The organism is Paenirhizobium cremeum (assembly GCF_047553425.1).
Taxonomy (GTDB): Bacteria; Pseudomonadota; Alphaproteobacteria; order Rhizobiales; family Rhizobiaceae; genus Allorhizobium; species Allorhizobium cremeum.
In genome coordinates, this window is sequence record NZ_CP180217.1 from 1,914,107 (window position 1) to 1,936,757 (window position 22,651).

19 protein-coding genes are annotated in these 22,651 nt (G+C 62.2%); 8 read left to right on the forward strand and 11 right to left on the reverse strand.

Translation table 11 applies throughout. The features are described 5' to 3' along the window. Positions 1-81 precede the first annotated feature (81 nt). Positions 82-630: a hypothetical protein gene (locus tag ACLBKR_RS09610; protein WP_112828163.1), complete on the forward strand. Its 549-nt coding sequence runs from the start codon at positions 82-84 to the stop codon at positions 628-630. 32 nt (positions 631-662) lie between these two features. Here the strand turns inward: ACLBKR_RS09610 and folK are convergent, their stop codons facing one another. The 3 genes from folK to folP are packed head-to-tail and all read right to left on the reverse strand — an operon-like array spanning position 663 to position 2,405. Further along, positions 663-1,109: a 2-amino-4-hydroxy-6-hydroxymethyldihydropteridine diphosphokinase gene (gene folK, locus ACLBKR_RS09615; protein WP_162708186.1), complete on the reverse strand. Its 447-nt coding sequence runs from the start codon at positions 1,107-1,109 to the stop codon at positions 663-665. 58 nt (positions 1,110-1,167) lie between these two features. Next, complete coding sequence (gene folB / locus ACLBKR_RS09620; RefSeq protein ID WP_113448474.1) at positions 1,168-1,539, reverse strand: dihydroneopterin aldolase; 372 nt, start codon at positions 1,537-1,539, stop codon at positions 1,168-1,170. Continuing rightward, positions 1,536-2,405: a dihydropteroate synthase gene (gene folP, locus ACLBKR_RS09625; RefSeq protein ID WP_113448473.1), complete on the reverse strand. Its 870-nt coding sequence runs from the start codon at positions 2,403-2,405 to the stop codon at positions 1,536-1,538. Before folP ends, folB begins: the two co-directional genes overlap by 4 nt. 101 nt (positions 2,406-2,506) lie before the next feature. On the opposite strand from folP, the gene ACLBKR_RS09630 reads away from it, so the two are divergent. Further along, a complete protein-coding gene (locus ACLBKR_RS09630; protein WP_414901568.1) occupies positions 2,507-3,133 on the forward strand; it encodes a DUF922 domain-containing Zn-dependent protease in 627 nt (208 codons plus the stop codon). A 291-nt stretch (positions 3,134-3,424) separates the two neighbouring features. Here the strand turns inward: ACLBKR_RS09630 and ACLBKR_RS09635 are convergent, their stop codons facing one another. Both ACLBKR_RS09635 and ACLBKR_RS09640 read right to left on the reverse strand, forming a co-directional pair. Next, positions 3,425-3,745 carry a 2Fe-2S iron-sulfur cluster-binding protein gene (locus tag ACLBKR_RS09635; protein ID WP_112828270.1) on the reverse strand — a complete coding sequence of 107 codons (321 nt, stop codon included), beginning with the start codon at positions 3,743-3,745 and terminating at the stop codon, positions 3,425-3,427. A 176-nt stretch (positions 3,746-3,921) separates the two neighbouring features. Then, on the reverse strand, positions 3,922-4,293 hold the full coding sequence (locus ACLBKR_RS09640; protein ID WP_414901570.1) for an Hpt domain-containing protein: 372 nt from the start codon (positions 4,291-4,293) through the stop codon (positions 3,922-3,924). Positions 4,294-4,772: 479 nt separating this feature from the next. On the opposite strand from ACLBKR_RS09640, the gene ACLBKR_RS09645 reads away from it, so the two are divergent. Further along, entirely contained in the window at positions 4,773-10,649 is a 5,877-nt protein-coding gene (locus tag ACLBKR_RS09645) for a hypothetical protein (RefSeq protein WP_414901572.1), read from the forward strand. A gap of 170 nt (positions 10,650-10,819) precedes the next feature. Here ACLBKR_RS09645 and ACLBKR_RS09650 read toward each other — a convergent pair whose 3' ends face one another. The 6 genes from ACLBKR_RS09650 to ACLBKR_RS09675 all read right to left on the reverse strand — a co-directional run bounded on the left by ACLBKR_RS09650 (position 10,820) and on the right by ACLBKR_RS09675 (position 16,626). Continuing rightward, entirely contained in the window at positions 10,820-11,437 is a 618-nt protein-coding gene (locus tag ACLBKR_RS09650) for an ABC-type transport auxiliary lipoprotein family protein (protein WP_113447354.1), read from the reverse strand. A gap of 33 nt (positions 11,438-11,470) precedes the next feature. Further along, on the reverse strand, positions 11,471-12,841 hold the full coding sequence (locus ACLBKR_RS09655) for an MlaD family protein (protein ID WP_113447337.1): 1,371 nt from the start codon (positions 12,839-12,841) through the stop codon (positions 11,471-11,473). A gap of 3 nt (positions 12,842-12,844) precedes the next feature. Beyond that, positions 12,845-13,663 carry an ABC transporter ATP-binding protein gene (locus ACLBKR_RS09660; protein ID WP_113443403.1) on the reverse strand — a complete coding sequence of 273 codons (819 nt, stop codon included), beginning with the start codon at positions 13,661-13,663 and terminating at the stop codon, positions 12,845-12,847. Between the two features lie 10 nt (positions 13,664-13,673). Next, entirely contained in the window at positions 13,674-14,822 is a 1,149-nt protein-coding gene (locus ACLBKR_RS09665; RefSeq protein WP_414901575.1) for an ABC transporter permease, read from the reverse strand. Between the two features lie 186 nt (positions 14,823-15,008). Continuing rightward, positions 15,009-15,869, reverse strand: coding sequence for a UDP-2,3-diacylglucosamine diphosphatase (locus ACLBKR_RS09670; protein WP_414901577.1), 861 nt, complete (start codon positions 15,867-15,869; stop codon positions 15,009-15,011). 160 nt (positions 15,870-16,029) lie between these two features. After that, entirely contained in the window at positions 16,030-16,626 is a 597-nt protein-coding gene (locus ACLBKR_RS09675; protein ID WP_112828155.1) for a TetR/AcrR family transcriptional regulator, read from the reverse strand. 375 nt (positions 16,627-17,001) lie between these two features. Between ACLBKR_RS09675 and ACLBKR_RS09680 the strand changes: the two genes are divergently transcribed. The 5 genes from ACLBKR_RS09680 to ACLBKR_RS09700 all read left to right on the forward strand — a co-directional run bounded on the left by ACLBKR_RS09680 (position 17,002) and on the right by ACLBKR_RS09700 (position 22,565). Beyond that, positions 17,002-17,154, forward strand: coding sequence for a hypothetical protein (locus tag ACLBKR_RS09680; RefSeq protein ID WP_162708179.1), 153 nt, complete (start codon positions 17,002-17,004; stop codon positions 17,152-17,154). Between the two features lie 250 nt (positions 17,155-17,404). Further along, positions 17,405-19,717 (forward strand): NADP-dependent malic enzyme, encoded by a 2,313-nt coding sequence (locus ACLBKR_RS09685; RefSeq protein ID WP_414901580.1) that lies wholly within the window; start codon positions 17,405-17,407, stop codon positions 19,715-19,717. Between the two features lie 154 nt (positions 19,718-19,871). Further along, complete coding sequence (locus tag ACLBKR_RS09690; protein ID WP_113340179.1) at positions 19,872-20,618, forward strand: helix-turn-helix domain-containing protein; 747 nt, start codon at positions 19,872-19,874, stop codon at positions 20,616-20,618. Between the two features lie 131 nt (positions 20,619-20,749). Then, positions 20,750-21,391 carry an acyl-homoserine-lactone synthase gene (locus tag ACLBKR_RS09695; RefSeq protein ID WP_113340178.1) on the forward strand — a complete coding sequence of 214 codons (642 nt, stop codon included), beginning with the start codon at positions 20,750-20,752 and terminating at the stop codon, positions 21,389-21,391. Positions 21,392-21,536: 145 nt separating this feature from the next. Continuing rightward, a complete protein-coding gene (locus tag ACLBKR_RS09700) occupies positions 21,537-22,565 on the forward strand; it encodes a DUF2865 domain-containing protein (RefSeq protein WP_113486881.1) in 1,029 nt (342 codons plus the stop codon). Positions 22,566-22,651: the final 86 nt, after the last annotated feature.

Sequence of the window (22,651 nt, forward strand, 5' to 3'; positions counted from 1 at the left end):
ATGCGCCAATCAAGGAAGCGTTAACCACTTTCACCTTATTCTTCATGCGGGTTTATTGGTTGCTCGTACCAAGGTAAGTCGATGTCACCTCGTTTCTTTTCGCCAGTCGGCCGCGTGGTCGCCGCATCCGTCGTCGCCACGATCGCCACCGCTCCGGCTGCCGATGCGGCCTCGCGCGACAAACGCTTTTTCCAGCAGGTTGCCGGTGTCTGGAAAGGTCCGGGCGAGATCGTCGCAGGCAAGTACAAGGGTACCAAGTTCACCTGCAACCTGACGGGCCAGCCGGCCGAAGGCAAGGAAACCGGCATGACGCTCGACGGCACCTGCCGCGTCGGTGTGTTCTCTCAGCCGATGCGCGCCGTCATCGCGCAGGTCGACGGCAACTACAAGGGCGAGTTCCTCGACGGCGCCGACGGCAAGGGCCTCGACATCGTTTCGGGCCAGGTCAACGGCGACCGCGTCGTCATGGGCATCAACCGCGCCAAGCTGAACGGCGCCATGGTGGCCCGCATCGAAAAAGACACCGCGATGAACATCACCATCTCGGTCAAGGTCGAAGACCGGATGATTCCCGTCATCGGCCTCAAGCTTAATCGTCAGGCATCCGCCATGGCGGTCGCCGAGGAATAGCTTTCACCTCGAAGGCAAGCGACTGAAGGATTTCAACCGCGCCACCAGGCGCGGTTTTCGTTTGCAACGACGATTCCGCCTGCATCCGCCTCGCCAAGCCAATCGGAAACGGTCCGCCCGTCCACCTCAAGATCGGGAGCGATATCGGCAAGAGGCATCAGCACGAAGGCGCGCTCCGTCATGCGCGGATGCGGCACTTTCAGCGCCTCCTCGTCATGCTGCTCGTCGGCATAGGTCAAGATATCGATGTCGATGGTCCGCGGCCCCCAGCGCTCGATCCTCTCACGCTTCATGTCACGCTCGATGTCGAGACACAGCGCAAGCAGCGCCCTGGCGGAAAGCGTGGTCTCGACGGCCGCGCAGGAATTGTAGAAATCGGCCTGATCCGTCTTGCCCCAGGGCGGTGTGCGATAGAGACGGGATACGGCCGTGACGCGGCAATCCGGTCGCGCATCGAGCCGACGAAGCGCAAGCGCCATCGCGGCGACCGGGTCCCCGATATTGCCGCCGAGCCCCAGCGTCGCCGGACGCCAGGCATCATTTGCTGAAGTGTTCAACACTCACCTGTACATAGTCGAGAATGCCGGGAATCGGCGCACTGGGCTTGCGTACGGTAATCCTGGCCCGCTTGATCGGCTGAAACCGGGCGCAAAGCTCCCTGGCGATCGAAAGCGCCAGCGCCTCGATCAAAAGCTTCCTGTTGGTGGTGACGATTTCCTCGATCACCTTGAAAACGATCCCGTAATCGACGGTGCCGTCGAGATCGTCGTTCTCGGCAGCCTTAGCGCCGGCCACGTCGAACTCCGCATCGACGTAGAAACGCTGGCCGAGAAACTCCTCTTCCGGATAAACGCCGTGCCGGGCGAAGAAGGCGCAGTTCTTCAGTGTGATGGTGTAGATATCGGTCATTGCTCGCCTTCCCTTGAAGCCTTGCGGCCCGCGGCCACCATAGCATCGGCGACGAGCAGCGCGTCCCTGTTGATCGCGACATTGTGCACCCGGAAAACCGAAGCCCCCTTGAGGCGTAGAAGCGCGGTCGTCGCGGCCGTCGCAGCATCGCGCTCGGCGGGCTCGCGGCCGGTGACGGCACCGAGGAACCGCTTTCGGGACGTGCCGACCAGCAGCGGAAAACCGAGACTGGAGATTTCCTCCAGCCGGGCCATAAGTTCGAAATTCTCCTCCGCCGTCTCCTTGGCGAAGCCGAACCCCGGATCGAGCGTGATCGCCTCTGGCGCAACACCCGCAGCCGACGCGATATCAAGCGAACGCCGCAGAAATGCGAACTGATCCGCCACCACGTCGGCAAGCTTCTGCCTGTCGCGCCCCGTATGCATGATGCAGAGGCCCGCGCCGGTGTTCGCCGCCACTTCGGCGATGTCAGGCTCCCGCTGCAACCCGAAAACGTCGTTGACGATATGCGCCCCGGCGGAGACCGCCGCCCGCGCCGTATCCGCACGATAGGTGTCGATGGAGATCGGGGCATCTGTCTCTCGCGACAGACGTTCGATCACTGGCAGGACACGGTCCTGCTCCTCGCCGGCGCTGACGGGATCGCTTCCCGGACGGGTCGATTCGCCGCCGATATCGAGGATATCGGCACCTTCGGCAAGGCAGGCAAGCGCATGCTCCACCGCCTTTTCGACGCTGAAGTGCCGGCCGCCGTCGGAGAAGGAATCTGGCGTAACGTTGACGATCGCCATCAGGCGGCCCTTTTCTCCAAGTAGAAGTTGCCGTCCATGGGCAAGGTGCCAGTTCGTGACGTTCCCGGAAACCATGACCGGCCCTTTCCACTCTTTAAAAATTGCGGGCACCGATATTGCGCTCGCTGTCGCTATGCCCCAAGGTCGCGGCGAATACAACATTGCGGATACGAAGAATGACGTTTGCAAACCGGCTGGGGATCATGGCCATCACTGCCACCATGCTGGCGCTTTCCCCCTTCCAGTCGCAAGCAGAGACAATCGTCAGCAAGAGCTTCAGCTACTTCCAGATCGGCGGCCGGACCGCCGAGGAACTCGACCGGGAACTCGAGCGTCGCGGCCCGATGACGAAGACCAGCGGCAACCGTCATCCCGGTGCGACCCAGATAAGATTCGGCGGCGAAATCACCTATCTTCCATCCGATGGACGCTGTTCCGTCGGCGAGGTGAAGGTGACGTTGAAGACCAAGATCATCCTGCCGCGCTGGAAGAACCGCAACCGCGCCGACCGGGAACTCGGTCTGATCTGGGATGCGCTTTCGAGCGATATCAAGCGGCACGAGGAGCGCCACGCGGAAATCGCTAGGCAGCATGCCCGCAAACTGGAGCAATCGCTGAAACGCTTGCGACCCGCGCGTGACTGCGAAACGCTTCAGGCAAAGGTATCGGAAATCACGGCCAAAGCCGTCGAGGAACATGACAAGGCTCAGATCGCCTTCGACCGCATCGAAGCGGTCAATTTCGAGGACCGGCTGATTCGCATTCTCGAATACCGCTCCAGAAGCAAAAAAGCCCAAAACTGAAGGGTGATCCCTCGACACCCCCCGGAAAAGCGGCCGTTTGGCGGCGAAGCTTGCGCGAAACTTGCGCACTGCCCTGTGAATAATCGGCTATTTCTTCTGATAGCACTTGATGAAAAGCTGAAATACAAGTGTCATGATACTTGTAAGTTCATCTCAGTTGTAAGCGGGTCCCCGAGTTCTCCTGGCGCATCATGGTGCCGCAGGTGTCTCCTCCCTCGCCTGCCAGGGCGATGCGCCCACTTGCCTCGCTCTTCGCTGGTCGACGAGCGAGGCTTTTTTTGGCGGCCGGGTTTAGCCCTGGCGTTCGGGCACGTGCACGGTCAGCCCGTCGAGGGCCGCCGTCATCTTGATCTGACAGGACAGGCGCGAATTCGGGCGCACGTCGACCGCGAAGTCGAGCATGTCCTCTTCCATCGGCGAAGGGGAACCGGCCTTTTCGACCCATTCCTCGTCGACATAGACATGACAGGTGGCACAGGCACAGGCGCCGCCGCATTCGGCATCGATCCCGGGAACCGAATTGCGCACCGCATTCTCCATGACCGTCGAGCCCTCTTCGGCAGAAAGGTCGAAACGGGTTCCGTCAAATGCGATGATAGTGAGTTGTGCCATGATGAGATGTCCAGACGTCGCGGATTGAAAACCGGCGAAGTCATCCACCAATTCTCCCTGTCAGTCAACATTTCGCGGGAGAGTGCATGTTGCATTGCGGCGCTACCGGGAAAGCATCGCGCCGCAAGCTGTATGCAAGCGGCGAACGCAAGTGGCATTCGACCGCTGCCGAACCTTCAACGGCAGAGCTTGCAGATGAAGTTTTCGGCTTCGACGACCGCAGCCGCGACGGCAGCGATTGCGGCAGGCTCCTCGGCACGGGTTTCAACGTCGGCAGCCGCTGCAGCAACCGCATGGGCGCCGACCGCATGGGCGGCGTTCTTCAGCCTGCGGGCGATCGCCTCGCGGGTTTCGGAACTTGCCGGATTGCCGAAAGCCTGCAGGCAACCCCGCGCCTGGCGGGCGAACATCTGCAGCACTTCCATTTCGAGCGCCTTGTCGCCCTTGGTCTGCTTGGCGAGGTGTACGAGGTCGATCGGGCGGTTCTGGGAGGGGCAACGCCCGCCGGAATTTTCGGGGGCTTCAAACGCGATATTCAGCGCTGCCATGCCAATTTCCTTTTTTTATCTTTATTGGGTGCCATGATGTTTTTCATGGCGGCGTGCCTATCCGGTTAAATTCAGGCCCATTTTGGGCGAAAACCTCGAGACATGGTTAACAACCGTTAAACATTTGTCTCAAATGGTTTTTCCCTCTCTAAATTAGTTTAAATGCTGTTAACAACCGATATGCCCCGTTAGGAATGACAGGGCGATTAATTGTAACGCATCCGCGAATGTGTCACTACGATACGCTCATATGGGTGAAGGGTGTAAACCTTTGCCCGTTGGTCGGAAGATGATAAGGAATTGTCATTATGTGCTGAAGAAAAGCACTGTCCGGCCATTGTAATCCAATGGGATTTCCCTCTGGCGTGGCGGCAGAACGGCAATCCCTGAGTAAGGCGGTCAATGCCGCGCCCCTATTGCAGGCGGCTGAGGGAGCAAGGCAGAAACCGGCCGAGTAGGCGGTAACGAGGCGTAACCCTATGGCGAACAACAAGACGGTCGAGTCGATTGACGACAGCGCGTTCCAGGCACTCGAGGCGGCTCTGAGGATCGACTTCGACGAAGAAGAAAAGCCCGCGTCGAAAACTCGACCGGCGCCACACGCACCGGAGGCCAAAGTGTCCGAGTCCCATACCTCCCGCCCGACTGCTGCACAACAGAAACAGGCGGAACGACGGGCACAACGTGCCGGCGAACTTGCTCCCGAGCCCGCGCCAAAGGCGCCCGCTTTCGAACCGGCCAACGATGCCTCCCGCCGCAGCCCCGCCGCGATCATGAAGTCGCTGGAAGGCGCTTCGATGCGCTCGGCCATCCGTAACGCCGCCATCGTCTCGGTGCTCTGGGTGCTCGGCGCGATCGGCCTCTCCCAGCTCCTTTACGGCAACCAGATCTGGCAGGCGGCGACAGTGGCCGATGTCGTGGCCATGCCCGGCGTGGTCGCCATCGCGATCGGCACCGTCATCCCGGTCCTGCTCTTCTTTGCATTCGCGATCATGATGGCCCGCGCCCACGACCTGCGCAACGCCGCGCGCTCCATGGCGGAAGTCGCCCTGCGCCTTGCAGAGCCGGAAACCATCGCCTCCGAACGCATCATGACCGTCGGACAGGCTGTCCGTCGCGAAGTCTCGGCCATGAATGAAGGCATCGAGCGCACGATCGCCCGCGCGACCGAACTCGAAACCCTCGTCCATTCCGAAGTGACCGCGCTCGAACGCAGCTATACGGACAACGAACTGCGCGTGCGCGGCCTCGTCCACGAACTCGGCTCCGAACGCGACGCAATCGTCAACCACGCCGAGCGCATCCGCACTTCCATCGTCGGCGCCCACGAGCAGCTGAAGGAGGAACTCTCGCTCGCGACGGAAGAGATTTCCGTGCGTCTGGCGACCTCCGGCGAAGCCTTCGCCTCGCTGATCGACACCCGCGCGGCAGCCCTGATGGAGAAATCCGACGCGGCGGCCAGCGCCATTGGCTCGTTGCTCACGGCAAAGACCGAAAATCTCGTCCAGACGCTGAGCGCCTCGGGCATTTCGCTCGCCAGCGAATTCGATACACGCCTCAACCAGCTCACCGGAACGCTGGCCGAGCGCGGCCGCGAACTCCTCGGTGAATTCGAGACCCGCGCCTCCACGCTCGACGCCAATACCGAAAAGCTCAACGCGGCGCTGAGCGAGCGCGCACGCCAGCTCAATGAAACGCTGGTCGAAAGAACCCGCGAGATTGCCGAGAAGCTGACCACCGGCGAACAGGGCATCACCAATTCGCTCGGCGAAGCGCTGGCCAAGCTCAATGCGAGCCTCGACGAGAAGGGCCAGACCTTCCGCCAGAGCCTGCAGTCCAGCGTCGACGATGCGATCGTCGATCTCGACCTGCGTTCCGGCCTCTTCGAAGACCGTCTCCAGGCCACCATCGGCCAGGTCAACACCGTCTTCGACGAGCGCGTGGCGGAATTCGCCAGCGCCTTCGACCAGCGCGCCGGCTCGCTCGACAGCAAGCTCATGGAAAGCCTCGCCCGCATCAACGAAACGGTCAGCGGCGGCTCCGAGGCGATCGACGGCATTCTGAACTCCAGCATCGATCGCCTGGGCTCGACGCTCACCGACCAGTCTTTTGCGCTCGCAACCGCAGTCGGCACCGGTCAGGAGCTGATCGACTCGGCGCTGGCCAACCGCGCGCAGGAAATCGCGGACGCCATGTCGGCCCGCGCCCAGGCGCTCACGGAAAGCCTGGAGAACGCGCAGCGTCGGATCGACACCGTCATGGAGGAGCGTGGCGGCGCGCTTTACAACGCGCTTGCCGACAATCAGTCGCGCTTCGAGGAAACCCTTACGAGCCGTGCCGAAACGATCGTCAACGCCCTTTCCGGCAATCATGATCGCTTTGCCGAAACGCTTGATACCAAGAGCCGCGAAATCGCGCAGACGCTCTCCGAAGCCCAGGCGCGCCTGGACGAGACCTTCGACGGTCGCGCCGAAGCCATAGGCCTTGCCATTTCGCTCAATCACGACCAGATCGCGGAAACGCTGGAAGCCCGCAACCGGGAGATCGCGCAGACGCTCGCCGAAGGACATGCGCGCCTCGACGAGACCTTCGACGGCCGCGCCGAAGCCATCGGCCTTGCCCTCTCGCTCAATCACGACCAGATCGCCGAAACGCTGGAAGCCCGCGGCCGCGAAATCGCCAAGACGCTCGCCGAAGGACATGCGCGCCTCGACGAGACCTTCGACGGCCGCGCCGAAGCCATCGGCCTTGCCCTCTCGCTCAATCACGACCAGCTCGCCGAAACGCTCGAAAACCGTACACGCGAGATCGCTCAGTCCATGTCGGAGCTCAAGGCGAGCCTTGACGAGACGCTGGAGACCCGAAGCCGTGAGATCGCCCTTGCCCTGTCCGAGGGACAGACGCGCCTCGACGAAACCCTCGACGGCCGTGCTTCGGCGCTCGTAGACGCCGTCACCGGGACCGAAACCCGTCTTGCGGAAGCGCTCGACCGGCGCACCAACGCAATCGTCGAAACGGTTGCGGAAGCCGACCGACGCCTCGAATCCACCTTCGCCGACAAGGCGGAGATGATCCGCAATGTTTATGGCGATACGCAGCAGCAGCTCGACATGGCGCTCGCAAGCCACACGTCCTACCTTACCTCCACCCTTGAGGACGCAGGCAGCCAGATCGAAAAGACCCTCAGCGAAGGTTCGGGCCGCATCGGTCAGACACTCTCGTCGGGCATTTCCGAGATCGATGACAAGCTCTCCGACACCCATGAGCGTATCCGTTCGACGCTCGATGACCGCAGCAACGCCATCAATCTGGCCCTCAATGACGCACGCAGCCAGCTGGAAACCACGCTGACCGAACACGGCACCTCCATGGGTGCATCGCTCGCAGCCAGCGCCGGCATGCTCGAGATGACTCTCGAGCAGCGCGAGGAAGCGCTTCGGCGCACGATCGACGAAAGCGGCAAGGCGCTCGACGAGCGTCTGCGCGGCACCGCTGAATCGCTGGTCACCCGCATCGGCGACGCCGCCGGTGAAATCACCCGCACCGCAGAGGACTTCTCCGGCCGGGTCGAGCAGTCGGTCGGCGGCATGAGCGCAAGGATCGACGAAACCAGCGCCCGCATCGAAACGAGCCTCGGCACATTGGAAGACCGTATCCGCAACGGTCTCGACGGCGTAGACACCCGCGTCGGCGATGCCGGCGAGATTTTCGCCGCGAAGCTGGCCGAAAAGGTCTCCGATATCGAGAAGGTGGGCGCCGAAACCGCCGAACGCGTCTCGCGCATCCTCGAGGAAGGCACCAATCGCGTCGCCCAGACCTTCGAGGGCCGCACCGCCCAAATCGACGAGCGTCTCTCCACCATGGACCGCGCGCTCAATATCGGCCTCGACAATGTCAATCGCACCATCGAGGGCAAGGCGGCCGGCCTTGCATCGACGCTGCGCAGCGCCGTGGCCGATGCCGCCCGCGAACTCGATACGGAAGCGCAGCGCTCGGTCGATCTGCTCAACCAGAGCGGCCAGCAATTTGCCGAACGGATAGGCGAGCGCAGCGCCGAGCTGAGCCGCGCCGTCGAAGAACGGTCTGAGGATCTGGCAAAGCGCATTGCCGAGACCCAGAGCCGCCTTGCCGGCCAGGCCGCATCGGTTGCCCAGACCTTCTCCGAAGCCGGTGACATCATCGCAAATAAGGTGGCCGAGGCGGAAACCCTCGTCGGCAGCCAGATCCAGGCGCTGACCGGCACGCTCTCGGAAGCCGGCAACACGCTCGAAGCCCGCGCCGCAGCGATCCGCGAAGCCCTGAGCGGCAATACCGCGGAACTGGCTGAGACCATGGATACGGTCGACAAGGCGCTGGAAGCGCGCGGCAACTCGATCCGCGCCGTGCTCGACGAGCGCACCCGCGAACTCAACTCGATGCTCGCCGGCCGTTCGGCCGAGCTGTCGCGCCTGATCGACGAGAAGGCGACGCCGGTCATCGCGGAATATGCCGAGACCGGCCGCGTTGCAGCGGAACGCATCACCGAGGCCGCACGTCTCAGCGCCGAGCGCCTGCGCTCCGAAAACCAAGCCGTCGTGGCGGCGATCAGCGAACGCGCGGAAAAGGCTGTAGAGGCTCTTGGCACCGCCGAGAGCAGCATTGCCGAAAGCGCTGGCCGCCTGATCCAGCGTCTCGGCGAAAGCAATTCGAACCTCGCCGGCATGATCGAGCAGGTGGCCACCAACATCGCCGCAGCCGACAGCCAGCTTGGCCAGACGACGGAACGCTTCACCGAAGCATCGTCCAAAGCCGCCGACCTCCTTTCCACCTCCAGCCGGCTACTTGACGGCAAGCTCGAACGCCTGTCGTCGATCTCCGACGATACGCTGTCGCAGGTCACCGCCATCGTCGGCCGTTTCAGCGACCATTCGAAGGTTCTCGGCCAAGCCTCCGACCTCCTTTCGGCAGCCCAGTCCAATCTCGTCGGAACGCTGGAAGACCGGCAGCAGGCGCTGCGCGATCTCGCCGTGGGTCTGGTCAAGCGCTCCGAAGAAATCGAAACGACCATGCGCGGCCTGACCAACATGGTCGAATCTGCCTTCGAGCGCGCCGAACAGCGCTCGGGTCAGGTGGCCGGAAATCTCCGGCAGGGCATCCAGACGTCGTTTGCCGATATCGGCAAGATCCTTTCTGAGACCGAAAAACAGGCTCAGGCGACGGCCGGCAGCATGCGCAACGCGCTGCTTTCCGCCGGTGAGGAAGCCAACCACTCGATCGAGAAGACCCTCTCGGAAGCAGAGAAGCGCTCCGCCGATCTCGCCGACCGTCTGCGCGGAGGCCTCTCCGCATCGCTTTCCGACGTGGACAGGCTGCTCGGCGAGGCCGGCCGCAAGTCGGATGGCGCAGCAAACCATCTGCGCGAAGCCCTGCGGCAGGCAGTCGAGGAGGCCGTCAGCCGCTTTGCCGGCGCCACCGACGAAATCCGCCGCTCCGCCCAGGATATCCGCAAGGAACTCGACCTGACCCGCAGCGAGCTGAAACGCGGCGCCTTCGACCTTCCGGAGGAAGCCAAGGAAAGCGCCGCCGCCATGCGTCGCGCGGTTTCCGAGCAGATCAAGGCATTGCAGGACATTTCCCAGCTTGTCGGCCGTTCGACCCAGTCGCTGGAAATCTCCGAACCGGTCGCGCGCCGCCTGGCCGACGCCCGCCCGGCTGAACAGCCGCGCAGGGCCGCTCCGGCGCCTGCACCTGCCCCGCAACCGGCTCCTGCTCCGGCACCCGTGCAAACACGCGCCAGCGAACCGCTCGGCCTGCGCGGCAGCCTGAACGTCACTGCTGCCCCGGTTCCCGCCTCGGCTCCGACCCCGGTCCCCCGCCAGGAAACCGGCGGCTGGATCAGCGACCTGCTGCGCGGCGCCTCGCGCGACGAGGAACAGGAAATGGCAGCCCCCCAGCCTGCCCGTCCTGCGGCACCTCGCCCCGCGGAACAGCAGCCCGCACAGCAGCGGCAGGCCGACACCCGCAATCCGCGTCATATGGTGGAATCGCTGAACTCGCTTTCGGTCGATATCGCCCGCGCCATCGACCACGATGCCTCGGTCGAACTCTGGCGGCGCTATCAGCGCGGCGAGCGCGATGTCTTCACCCGTCGCCTCTATACGCTGAAGGGCCAGCAGACCTTCGACGAAATCAAGCGCAAATACGAGCGCGAGCCGGAGTTCCGCACCGCTGTCGACCGTTACATCAACGACTTCGAAAAGCTGCTCGCCGACGTCGCCCGCACCGACCGCGACAAGAGCGTCACGCAGTCCTACCTGACGTCGGACACGGGCAAGGTCTACACCATGCTCGCCCACGCCGCCGGCCGCTTCAACTGAGCCGCAAGCAGCGCAGAAGACCGAGCACCGCAGAAGACAAGGAAAAGCCCCCGGAGCCGATAACTCCGGGGGCTTTTCTTATCGATAGAGATCTCTGGATGGCCTTGAGCCGGCTCAGCCGAACCCTTATCAGCCCTGTCCCGTCATCGCCGAAAGCCGGTTGCAGGCGATCAAAGCTGCGTCATCGTCCAGGCAACGATTTCCGCTGTCACCTGACCGAAGGCACGGTCCATCGCCCGGATATAGATCTCGTTGGTCGAACCACCGGTCGGTACGGAAGCGCTGAAGGCACGTTGAGCCTTCACGGTGCCGTTGCGGTCGTTGAGCAGCTTAGCCGAAATCTCGACCACCGCGCGGTCGCTGCCGCTGGCATCGATCTCGAAGGCACGAATATCGGTAATCAGCTGGTAATCGATCGCCAACCCCTGCCCCGGCTTGCCGACACCACCGAGTTTGCCGGTGTTCTCGAACGCTTCCACAAGTTTCGACTGCACCATCCGGCTCAGCTTGTCGCTCCACTGGGCATTCGAGAGGTAACGGATTTCTGACCCGGAGACCCGGACCAGCACCTGTTCGCTGTCAACCGCTTTCAGGGCCGAAGGATCGGCGATCAGAAGCTGCCGGTTACGGGCGGAAGCCGTGGTTTCGACCGCCGGCGAGGCTGAGAGATCGAAGGTATCGTTCTTCGGAGCCGAACTGCAGGCACTGAGCCCGCTCAAAGCAAGTGGCATGACGATCGCCGCAAGAAGCCCGATCCGTCGACGCGCCAGCAAACCGCCTACCTTCATGTCAGCCCTGTCCTTTCGGCCTTCGATCATCATTCACCGCCGAGTCCGTCCGTCATACTGCTTGACGGTTTCGCCGCCGAAAATCAACCGCTGCGGGTCGCGGTCGAAGTTGGTGATCGCATCGTTGAGATCGCGCATGGTCTGCCGCGTATCAGTGACGAGCGACTGGATATCCCTCAGACCGCCGCCAGAGAACCGTGTCAGGTTGTCGGCGATCGGACCGATCCTGGCATTCAGGTTCTCGGCCATGACACGAATGGATTCCAGTGTCTTGCGCGCCTCAACCGTCAGGGAGTTGGTGTCGTCCGAGCCGAGAATGCCGTCGACCTTCTTCAGAATGCCATCCACCCGATCGGAAGCGTTGTTCAGCTTGTTGGCAAGCTGGGTGAAATCGGTGATCGCCTGATCGATATCCTGGCGCCGGTTGGTGACGCTCTGGCTGAGATCCTTGAACCCCGCGACGGCGGTTCGCGTATCGGCGGCGGCAACGGAAACGTCGTCGACAACGCGGCCGACCTTCTGGCTGTCCACCGCATCGATGAGCTTGGTGACCTTCGTGAGTGTCTCGTCTGCATGCACGCCGAACTGTTGGAAGGTGGAGGCGGTCTCGCGGAAACCGTCGATGGCCGGCGCGATCTTCTTGGAGGCGTCTGCGAAATTCGCGGTCGCCTCCTGCGTATTGGTCAGGATCTTGTCGATCTTTTCGGAATTGAGCGACCGGAACAGATCCTCGGCCGCCGCAAGGGTCGAGTCGAGCCGTCCGGAAAGGCCCGAGACGGATTCAGACAGCGCGCTGACGCTCTCCAGGAACTTGTCGATGCCATCGGCATTGTCCGCGAGAGCCTTGGAGAAGGTCTCCGCATTCTTCACCGTATTGGTCAGCGGCGTCCTCGAATCCTCGATAAAGCCCTGCAACTCGCCGATTGCGCTGTTCGCCCGCTGCAGGATCTTGTCGGCGGTCGCAAGCAGGTTGGTTACGCTCGACTGGTCCGCGATGATGACCGCCGGCTCACCGGTCGAAATCGCCTTGGCGAGGATGTTTTCGTCTGCCGCGTTACCACCGGAAAGCTCGATATAGGCGGCCCCCGTCAGCCCCTGGATCTCCAGGACGGCTTTCGTGGAGGTGGTAACAGGCGCGTCCGCACGCACTTCGGTAAAGGCAATGGAGAACTGTGGGTCCTGCTTGTCGATGTAGAGATTGCGCACCGAGCCGACGGCGATACCGTTGAACCTCACCGGTGAGCCTATGCTCAGGCCGTTTGCGGAGCCGGGAATGCGGATGGCAAGCGGCGCGACCGGGCCGCCGCGACCGTATTCCGCCATCCAGTAGACGAAACCGAATGCCGCCGCGATGACGAGCACCGTGAAAAAACCGACGATGGCGTAATTGGCTTTGGTTTCCATAGGTCAGTCACTCACCGGATTTTGCGCCGGAGCTGCCGGCCTCTCAATGGAACGGGCGCGCTTGCCCCTGAAATACGACCTCACCCATGCATCGTCGCAGGCGAGCATATCGTCTAAGCTTCCTTCGACCAAGACCCGCTTCTGTCCCAGCACCGCGATGCGGTCGCAGACGGAAAACAGGCTGTCGAGGTCATGCGTCACCATGTAGACGGTAAGACCGAGCGTGTCGCGCAACCGCGCGATCAATTCGTCGAATTCCGCCGCACCGATCGGATCGAGCCCCGACGTCGGCTCGTCCAGGAAGACGAGATCCGGATCGAGCGCAAGCGCTCGCGCAAGGGCAGCGCGCTTAATCATGCCGCCGGAAAGCTCGGACGGATATTTGTCCGCCGCATCAGGGTCCAGTCCCACCAGCTCGATCTTCAGATAGGCGAGTTCGTCCATCAGCCATTTCGGCAGATCGAGATATTCGCGCATCGGCAACTGAATGTTTTCCTTGACGGTCAGCGCCGAGAACAGGGCGCCGTGCTGGAAAAGCACGCCAAGGCGGGTATCGAGCATCATCCGCTCGGCCTCGGATACCTTGTCGTAATCGGCGCCGAGAATTTCGATCGAGCCGGAACGCCGTGGCAAGAGCCGCAGCACCGTGCGCATCAGCACCGACTTGCCGGCGCCGGAGGCGCCGACGAAACCGAGGATTTCACCGCGATAGATGTCGAGATTGAGATGGTCGAGCACGACCTTCTCCCCGAAGGCGACCGTCAGGTCGCGTACGGAAAGCACCGCCTCGCGCTTCTGCCTGCCGGAGGGATTGTCTGCCATTCATCCCTCCTCAGAAGTCGATTGCGGCGTAGAACATGGCGAAAAGCCCGTCCACGAGGATGACGACGAAGATCGATTTGACCACCGACGCGGTGACGTGCTGCCCGAGCGATTCCGCGCTGCCCCCCACCTTCATGCCTTCGACCGCCGAGACGATGCCGATGATGAGCGCCATGAAAGGCGCCTTGATCATGCCCGAAGCTATGGTCGAATAGTCGACTGCATCGTGCAGGCGGCCGGTGAAGACATCGAAGGTGATATCGGAATAGGCCCAGGCGACGAGTGCCGCCCCGTAAAGGGCCGCGAAGTTGGCAACGATGGTCAGAAGCGGCAGGGCGATGGTCAGCGCCACCAGCCGCGGAAATACCAGGACCCCGATCGGATTGAGGCCGATGACCTTCAGCGCGTCGATTTCCTCGCGCATCTTCATCGAGCCGATTTCGGCGGTGATCGCGCTGCCCGAACGGCCGGCGATCATGATCGCGGTCAGCAATACGCCGATTTCCCGCAGTTGCAGGATGCCGACGAGGTCGACGACAAAGACTTCCGCCCCGAAATAGCGAAGCTGGAAGGCACCCTGCTGGGCAATGATCGCCCCGATCAGGAAGGACATGAGCACGATGATGGGAACGGCCCTAACACCCATGTGGTCGAGCTGGTTCACCACGGACGCCGGCGAAACGCCGCTACCCCGGCCAAGCTTGGTCTGGGCGCCGCGCACCGCCGAACCCAGAACGAACATCATGGCGACGAAGTCCTGCCAGAGCTCCACCACCGTCTCGCCGATCGGCGCGAAGAAGCGCTGGAAGAGAGGCCCCCTGGCCTCACCCTTGCCCGGGGAGTTGACCTTTTCCGGCATGGCGGAAATGAGTTCCCGCATGGCTTCGGTGCCGCCGGTCACCGCGACGGAAACCCCTTCAGCCTTCTGCTTGGCAAGGAAGCGACGGATCAGCCACGCACCGGCGGTATCCATTGCCGAAATGCGCGAGAGATCGATTTCGACGATGCCGGCCTCCCCGTCAGCCAGGCGACCCGCATCGTGCAGCATCGCACCGAGGCTGTTGTTGCGCCAGACCCCACGCAACTCGATGCGCCGTCCTGCCCGATCGGGCAGGTCGTGTATCTCGATCGACGCGCTTTCTGGATGAACCGGCTTCACTGTCCCGACGACTTCTACGCTTTGGCCATGCGCACTCGCCAGTGACGGCCGCCTGCGCGAAATACGATTCCTCGCAGTATAGCCGGACCGCACAAGGATGAAATCCTTAACCGGCGTTAAAGATTGTTAGGTGCAGCAAAACCACAACAAAAACCGGTCATTCCGCCGACCGGACGGCAAACGTCCTCACGCGGCGCGGACATCCTCGCCGGTATCCTGCTTGACCGGCGCGAGAGCGAGCGGAACCGGCGCCATGACAAGCTGCTTGGCGGGCTTGGCCGCGCCCACGAGATGCCCCCAGGAAATCAGCTCGAAGCGGCCATCCGGATGCTCGGCAATGGCGGTGCAGCTTTCCACCCAGTCGCCCGTGTTGATGTAATGGATACCGTCGATATCCTCCATGATGGCATGGTGGATATGGCCGCAGATCACCCCGTCGACCTCGTTTCGACGGGCTTCCTCGGCCACCACGCGCTGGAACTCGCCGATGAAGTTGACGGCCTGCTTTACCTGCTGCTTGGCCCAGGAGGAAAACGACCAGTAGGGCATCCCAAGCCGGCGCCGGAGTCCGGCGAGCACCACATTGATCGCGATGGCGGTGTCATAGGCCCAGTCGCCGAGATAGGCGAGAAGCCGCGCGTTGCGCACCACGACGTCGAACTCGTCCCCGTGCAGAACAAGATATTTCTTGCCGTTGGCGGTCTCATGGATCATGCGCTCGGCGACCTCGATCCCGCCGAAATGGGTGCCCGGGAAACCCCGCAGGAATTCGTCATGGTTGCCGGGAATATAGACGATACGGGTTCCCTTGCGCGCCTTGCGCAGCAGTTTCTGCACGACGTCGTTGCAGTCCTGCGGCCAGTACCAGCTCCGCTTCAGCCGCCAGCCATCGACGATATCGCCGACGAGAAATATCGTGTCGGCCTCGTGCTGCCGCAAGAAATCGAGAAGAAAATCGGTCTTCGCCGCCTTTGAACCCAGATGCACGTCGGAAATGAAAAGGGTTCTGAAATGCCGCGTTTCCGTCTGCCCACTCACGGTCGCCATCCTCTGGATCTCGCTTCATGAAATCATGAACTGGCTCAAACCAGACTCGTGTTTCAGGATGATGACATGTTGGGGATATGCGACAGGGGACCGCACAAAACCGGGCAAAATACCCTGCCCGGTCGGCTTCTGGGGAGGAAGGTGCGACGAGAAGCTGCCGTCAGATGAGTTCCGGCAACCGATGCCGGGACATGCGCCCCGCCTCCCCGCGCTCCACCCCGAGCGACACGAGAACGAGTTCGGCGACCTCGCTGCCGGCATCGCGCCAAGTCTTGTAACCCTCCTGCACCAGCATCATCCCGGAAAGCGTCGCGCCGCCGATGATTGCCAGCGCCGAATTGGCCTGCTCCGGCGGGATCGTATAACGGCCGTTCTCGATCCCCGACCTGAGATCCTCGCCCGAGGTCCCCGCAAGAAGCCCCTGAAGCGTCCGGTTGCTGAAGCCGAAATGAACCATGAAACGGCCCCATTGCGGCTCCTCGTGCGACCTGCGAATGAAAAGCCGGATGCCGCAGGCCAGCCGCAGGGGAGGATCGCTTATCGTTTCCAAGGTGGCGCGCACCTTGAGCAGCATTTCATCCGCCAGGTCGCCGGCGATCTGCTCGAACAACATGCCGGGATCGGGTATGGTGTTGTAGACCGTCCCGCGGGCCACGCCCGCCTCTTCCGCAAGGTCGCTGATCGTCACACGATCGGACCCTTTTCGGGAAAAAAGCCGCATCGCGGCGTCATAGATACGGCATTTTACATTTGTCACGTGAAGGAACCCTCCATGGCCGCCGGCCGGACATGCTTCATCCGACGATCATTCCGGCAACAGAATCCGCCTGAAACCTTTTCATATCGCAATTGAGAGACAACCGGTCTCATATCACCCCCGGAAGCCTTCGCCTTCCTTCCTCGCCCCTGGACGGGCGACAATGGCCAACCGACGGAATACCGGATTCTCTTTGGGCGATACCACATTGAACTCCTTAGGGCAGCCCCGTTCATGCCGCCTGCGTCAAATAGACGCTCGTGTTGACTTTTGAACATTTGTGTTCAATATAGACCGGAACTGATTACACATCAACATCTCATCCCGGGTCATGAGAATCGTTCTCCCGAAAAAGGCCCGACAAGGAGAAAATCCGTGAAGAAACTGATCGTCGCACTGGGCCTGGTCATGACACTCGCGGCCTGCGCACAGACCACAAGCGAAACCACAGGCAGCACCCCGTCCGGTAAATCGAAATACGGCATCGGTCCCACCTCGCTGCCGCCGGTCATCACGCCGTCAGTCTGATACCCGCCCCTCGGATCATCGGTTTTCGCCACCGCCACTGGCGAACGCCATGCCTCCGATGGCGCATGTCGGACCGGCCGATGCAGGTCCGGCAAAGCGCCGCGATGGCCGGATCGGGTCCGCCGTCCGGCCATCGCCGGTGCACTGTCGGCAATGCGGTTGCGATAGGAACCGAATGGGACTTCCACCGGAAGCCAATTGGTGTATTCAGGGATTTCGATAACCTGAAACGACGATGCCGATGGACCCGATGAACGCTCCCGAAAAGAACAAGCCGCAGCCGACGACCGCAACGGCGGATCTCGATGAACAGGCCCTGTTTTATCACCGCTATCCCCGTCCCGGGAAGCTCGAGATTCAGGCGACCAAGCCGCTGGGCAACCAGCGCGACCTGGCGCTCGCCTATTCCCCGGGTGTGGCCGCTCCCTGCCTTGCGATCCGCGACGAACCTGAGACCGCTGCCGACTACACCGCCCGCGGCAATCTCGTCGCCGTCATCTCCAACGGTACCGCCGTGCTCGGTCTCGGCAATATCGGCCCGCTGGCCTCCAAGCCGGTCATGGAGGGAAAAGCGGTTCTTTTCAAGAAGTTCGCCGGCATAGACGTCTTCGACATCGAAATCGACGCCGCAAGTGTGGACACCATGGTGTCGACGGTTTCGGCACTGGAGCCGACCTTCGGCGGCATCAACCTTGAGGACATCAAGGCCCCGGAATGCTTCGAGGTGGAAGCCCAGCTTCGCGAAAAGATGAACATCCCGGTCTTCCACGACGACCAGCACGGCACGGCGATCATTGTCGCCGCCGCCATCCTGAACGGTCTGGAACTGGCGGGCAAGAAGATCGACGAGGTAAAGATCGTCGCCTCCGGCGCAGGCGCCGCCGCACTGGCCTGCCTCAACCTGCTGGTGACGCTTGGTGCGCGCCGCGAGAACATCTGGGTCCACGACGTCGAAGGCCTGGTCTATGTCGGGCGCGAGGTGCTGATGGACCGCTGGAAATCGGTCTATGCACAAGAAACCGACAAGCGCGCCCTGGCCGAGTCCATCGATGGCGCCGATGTCTTCCTCGGGCTTTCCGCCGCCGGCGTGCTGAAACCGGAACTCCTGGAGAAAATGGCCGAAAAGCCGCTGATTATGGCGCTGGCCAATCCGACGCCGGAGATCATGCCGGATCTCGCACGGGAAGCCCGCCCTGACGCGATGATCTGCACAGGACGCTCCGACTTCCCCAACCAGGTCAACAACGTCCTCTGCTTCCCCTATATCTTCCGTGGCGCGCTCGATTGCGGCGCGACCACCATCAACGAAGAGATGAAGATGGCCGCTGTGCGCGCCATCGCGGCTTTGGCGCGCGAAGAAGTCTCCGAGGTCGCGGCCCGCGCCTATACGGGCGAAACCCCGACCTTCGGCCCGAACTACCTGATCCCGTCCCCCTTCGATCCACGGCTCATCCTGCGAATTGCGCCGGCCGTGGCGCGCGCTGCCGCCGAAAGCGGCGTGGCGAAGCGCCCGATCGTGGACTTCGACAGTTATCTCGACCAGTTGAACCGATTCGTCTTCCGCTCCGGCTTCGTCATGAAGCCGATCTTTACCGCGGCGAAGAAGGCAACCCAGAAACGGGTCATCTTCGCGGAAGGCGAAGACGAACGCGTGCTGCGCGCGGCCCAGGTGCTTCTCGAGGAAGGCACCGGACGGCCAATCCTGATCGGCCGCCCCCAGATCATCGAAACCCGCCTCAACCGCTTCGGCCTGCGCATCCGCCCTGGCGTCGATTTCGACCTCGTCAATCCCGAAGACGATCCGCGCTACCGCGACTATGTCGACGACTATTTTGCCCTTGTCGGACGCGAGGGCATCAACCCGGAAGCCGCCCGCACCATCGTGCGCACCAACAACACCGTGATCGGAGCGCTTGCCGTCAAGCGCGGCGAAGCCGATGCGCTGATCTGCGGCGTTGAAGGCCGCTACGACCGCCATCTGCGCGATGTCCACCAGATCATCGGCAAGAAGCCCGGCGTGTGCGCCTTCTCGGGTCTCAGCCTGCTGATCTCCCAGCGCGGCGCGATCTTCTTCACCGACACCTTCGTGACCTATAATCCCTCGGCCGCGGAAATCGCCGAAATGACGATCCTCGCGGCACAGGAAATCCGCCGCTTCGGCATCACGCCACGGGCAGCCCTCGTCACCCATTCCAATTTCGGTTCACGCGATTCCGAAAGCGCCCGCAAGATGCGCGACGCCCTGAAGCTCATCCGCGAGCAGGCGCCGGAACTGGAAGTCGACGGCGAAATGCAGGGCGGTTCGGCGCTGTCGGAAAGCCTGCGCAAGCGGGCCATGCCGAACAGCACGCTGACCGGCGAAGCGAACCTGCTGGTCTTCCCCAATCTCGATGCAGCAAACATCTCGCTCGGTATCGTGCGCACGATGATGGATGCCCTGCATGTCGGCCCGATCCTTCTCGGCGCGGCACTTCCGGCTCACATCCTCTCGTCTTCGGTCACCTCGCGCGGTGTCGTCAACATGGCAGCACTCGCCGTGGTCGAGGCGTCACAGCCCGGCTGAGACAAGCCCTTGAACAAGCAGATGATGATATCCCCGCCGCCCGGCGGCGGGGATCGCGGGTCACGGCTGCCCACCATGAATGCCCCCTAAAATTCGGCTGGACAACGGCCACCCCTCCGCCCAATCTCGACCCACGTAATTTCAGGGTTTCAGAATGACGAACCAGGGCGGCTATTTCGACCTGCTGGACTGGCTAGAGAGTGAAAAGGGCGTTCGACCGCAACAGTTTTTCAAGAGGATGCAGAAGGTCTTTGGCCTTGCCAATCTGCTCTACGCCGAAGCGTCCATAACCCCGGCCGGGGCCAGGCTTCACCGGTTGCACCACACTTTCGCGCCGGCTGCGGTTCGCGCCGTCAACGCCCTGCCCGCAGGGATCACCCGCCCACCGGTTCAGGAGGCCTTCGGCGCGATAGGGGTGCTCGACTGGTCCTGGATCGCCACGCACACCGTTGGTCTCGAAACATTCCAGCAGCTTGTCGCCGAGCTTGCCATCGCACCGCGCGGGGCCGTCTATCCTCTGGTGGCAAGAGAGGGACGCTCGGCCCTTCTGGCCGTCAATGCGGACATGCCGGAAACGGAATGGGCACGCTTCAGGCGCCACAACGATCCTTTCCTGCATGACCTCGCGACCCGTTTCCACGCCACTCTCGTCGATGGCCAGACACCCCGCTCGATGACCGGCCGGCGACAATACCAGCTGACGACCCGCGAACGCGAAGCGTTGACCTGGGCGGCAGCCGGCAAGAGTTATTGGGAAACCGCGATGATCCTCGGCATTTCGGAGCGCACCGTGCGGTTCTTCATGTCCAATGCCCGAAGAAAACTGAACGTCGCCACCAATACCCAGGCCGTGGCGGAAGCCGTCTGGCGCGGGCTGATTACCGGCTCGAAGGACAGCTAGCGTCCCATAGCCCGTAGTCAGGGGCCGCAATAATAATCAAGAATTGCATAATTTTGCACTGTCACTACCGACAGTTTAAATTCCTAGGCGGTACGGCATTTTTTCCTCTCCAACTATGGAAGGAAAGCGCCATGATTAGGATTATTACCGCCGCAAACCGCGAAAGCCATTCGGCCGAGATCGCCGAGATGCACACCCTGCGCAAGCGGGTCTTCCACGATCTGCTGAAATGGGACGTCTCTGTGAAGGGCGACTGGGAGATCGACCACTATGACGACGCCAACCCGGTCTACGTTCTCTCCTATTCGCCCGAGGGCCGCCTGCGCGGCTCGCTGCGGCTGCTGCCCACCCTCGGCCCCAATATGCTGGACGACACCTTTCCCATTCTTCTGGGCGGGGAACCCGAGATCCGCAGCGCCTCGGTCTGGGAATCCAGCCGTTTCTGCATCGAGCCGGAAATTTCCCAGGACCGAGCATCCAACCAGGTGACGGTGGCCGCCGCCGAACTGATGTGCGGGGTGGGCGAACTTTGCCTTGCTTCCAGCATCTCGCACATCGTCACGGTCACGGACGTCTTCCTCGAACGCATGTTCCGGCGCATGGGATGCCCGGGCGAACGCATCGGCGAGCCACAGAGGATCGGTTCGGTCTTCGCCGTTGCGGTCGGATGGGAAATCGATACGGAGATGCTGGCTGGCATGAAGGCCATCGCCGCCATCGACGGTCGCGTTCTTGAGGAAGCCTATGCGCTCGACCGCGCGCGTGCGGCCTGACGCACGGCCCGGGCGCAGATACAAGGCCCGTTAACACAAATAAGTGTTCCCGGTTGGCACTTCGTCACTCGCTAATTATGGTCAGATTACCTATAGGCTCATCGGATATGAGCCGAAGTGGAACAGAGCTGACCGGGGACACGATTTGCAGCGCGGCAAGAAACGATTTCTGCTGGCATTCGCCGCCTTTCTGGCCTGTCAGCCGCTTGCCACCCAGGCCTCGGACGTCTGCGAGAGACTGCGGGAAGGACTCGCCTCGGGCAGCCGGATCATCGCCAACAGCAGCGAATTCCGCCGTTATTCCAGTGCGATAGCCCGACAGAATATCGAGATCCGCAAGACCCGGCAGGACATGCGCCGCCTGCACTGCGACACCTCGGCGATCGTGGTCATCCGCTCCGACGGCGGCAATGACTGCTCGGACCTGTCAACGGCCCTTGCCAGGATGGAAGAGAACAAGCGCGATCTCGCCGGCAAGCTGGAAGCTCTGCGCAACAGCGGCCCCGACGAGGCAACCAGGGCACGCATTCTTGCCGCCCTTGATGCGAACGGCTGCAACGAAGAACCGCAGGAGCGTGCGGAACCTACGTCGTCAGACGGAACGGATGACCGGATGGCCGCCGCGCTTGAGAGCGCCACCGGCATGGGAAACCTCCGCACGCTCTGCGTCCGCACCTGCGACGGCGGTTTCTTCCCGATTTCGTCCAACACCTCCCCGATGAACTTCCGACGGGACGCCGATACCTGCCAGCAGATGTGTCCGGGGGTGGAAACGGAGCTCTACTATCATTCGATGCTTTCAGGTGAGAGTTCCGACATGGTCTCGGCCGAAACAGGCAAACCCTATCGGGAATTGCCGACCGCGTTTTCCTATCTGAACCGCCCGAGCGGCGAAAAGGCGGCCTGCGGCTGCAATCTCTCGGCCTATTACGAAAAGATGCGGGCAAACGGAGCCGCAGGGACCATTCCGGACGACAATTCGTCGATCATCGAGATAAAGCCTCGGGACCCTGTAACCGCCCCCTCGCAACAGGCGTCCTCGGCACCGGCCGAACGCCCCTATGATCCGGAAAACAGCAGGATCCGCCGCGTCGGCCCCGCCTTCCTTGCCCCCGACCAGGGCAAGATCGACCTGAGGCATCCGGCAGCGCCGGGACCGCAGCCGCAGCAATAGAGCGATGCCGCCAAGAGCGGCACTTGCCCTTCTTCCGGAACAGCTTGAAAACAAACGGATAAGATATTGAGGTGACTCCGTTTTCG

What these genes read in the sequence shown, in the direction of transcription:
- folK (WP_162708186.1), bottom strand. Translation starts at nt 1,109, where the DNA reads ATGGCGCTTGCGCTTCGTCGGCTCGATGCGCGACCGGATTGCCGCGTC.
- folP (WP_113448473.1), bottom strand. Translation starts at nt 2,405, where the DNA reads ATGGTTTCCGGGAACGTCACGAACTGGCACCTTGCCCATGGACGGCAA.
- ACLBKR_RS09630 (WP_414901568.1), top strand. Translation starts at nt 2,507, where the DNA reads ATGACGTTTGCAAACCGGCTGGGGATCATGGCCATCACTGCCACCATG.
- ACLBKR_RS09695 (WP_113340178.1), top strand. Translation starts at nt 20,750, where the DNA reads ATGATTAGGATTATTACCGCCGCAAACCGCGAAAGCCATTCGGCCGAG.
- ACLBKR_RS09645 (WP_414901572.1), top strand. Translation starts at nt 4,773, where the DNA reads ATGGCGAACAACAAGACGGTCGAGTCGATTGACGACAGCGCGTTCCAG.
- ACLBKR_RS09640 (WP_414901570.1), bottom strand. Translation starts at nt 4,293, where the DNA reads ATGGCAGCGCTGAATATCGCGTTTGAAGCCCCCGAAAATTCCGGCGGG.
- ACLBKR_RS09690 (WP_113340179.1), top strand. Translation starts at nt 19,872, where the DNA reads ATGACGAACCAGGGCGGCTATTTCGACCTGCTGGACTGGCTAGAGAGT.
- ACLBKR_RS09660 (WP_113443403.1), bottom strand. Translation starts at nt 13,663, where the DNA reads ATGGCAGACAATCCCTCCGGCAGGCAGAAGCGCGAGGCGGTGCTTTCC.
- ACLBKR_RS09635 (WP_112828270.1), bottom strand. Translation starts at nt 3,745, where the DNA reads ATGGCACAACTCACTATCATCGCATTTGACGGAACCCGTTTCGACCTT.
- ACLBKR_RS09670 (WP_414901577.1), bottom strand. Translation starts at nt 15,869, where the DNA reads ATGGCGACCGTGAGTGGGCAGACGGAAACGCGGCATTTCAGAACCCTT.
- folB (WP_113448474.1), bottom strand. Translation starts at nt 1,539, where the DNA reads ATGACCGATATCTACACCATCACACTGAAGAACTGCGCCTTCTTCGCC.
- ACLBKR_RS09685 (WP_414901580.1), top strand. Translation starts at nt 17,405, where the DNA reads ATGAACGCTCCCGAAAAGAACAAGCCGCAGCCGACGACCGCAACGGCG.
- ACLBKR_RS09610 (WP_112828163.1), top strand. Translation starts at nt 82, where the DNA reads ATGTCACCTCGTTTCTTTTCGCCAGTCGGCCGCGTGGTCGCCGCATCC.
- ACLBKR_RS09655 (WP_113447337.1), bottom strand. Translation starts at nt 12,841, where the DNA reads ATGGAAACCAAAGCCAATTACGCCATCGTCGGTTTTTTCACGGTGCTC.
- ACLBKR_RS09650 (WP_113447354.1), bottom strand. Translation starts at nt 11,437, where the DNA reads ATGAAGGTAGGCGGTTTGCTGGCGCGTCGACGGATCGGGCTTCTTGCG.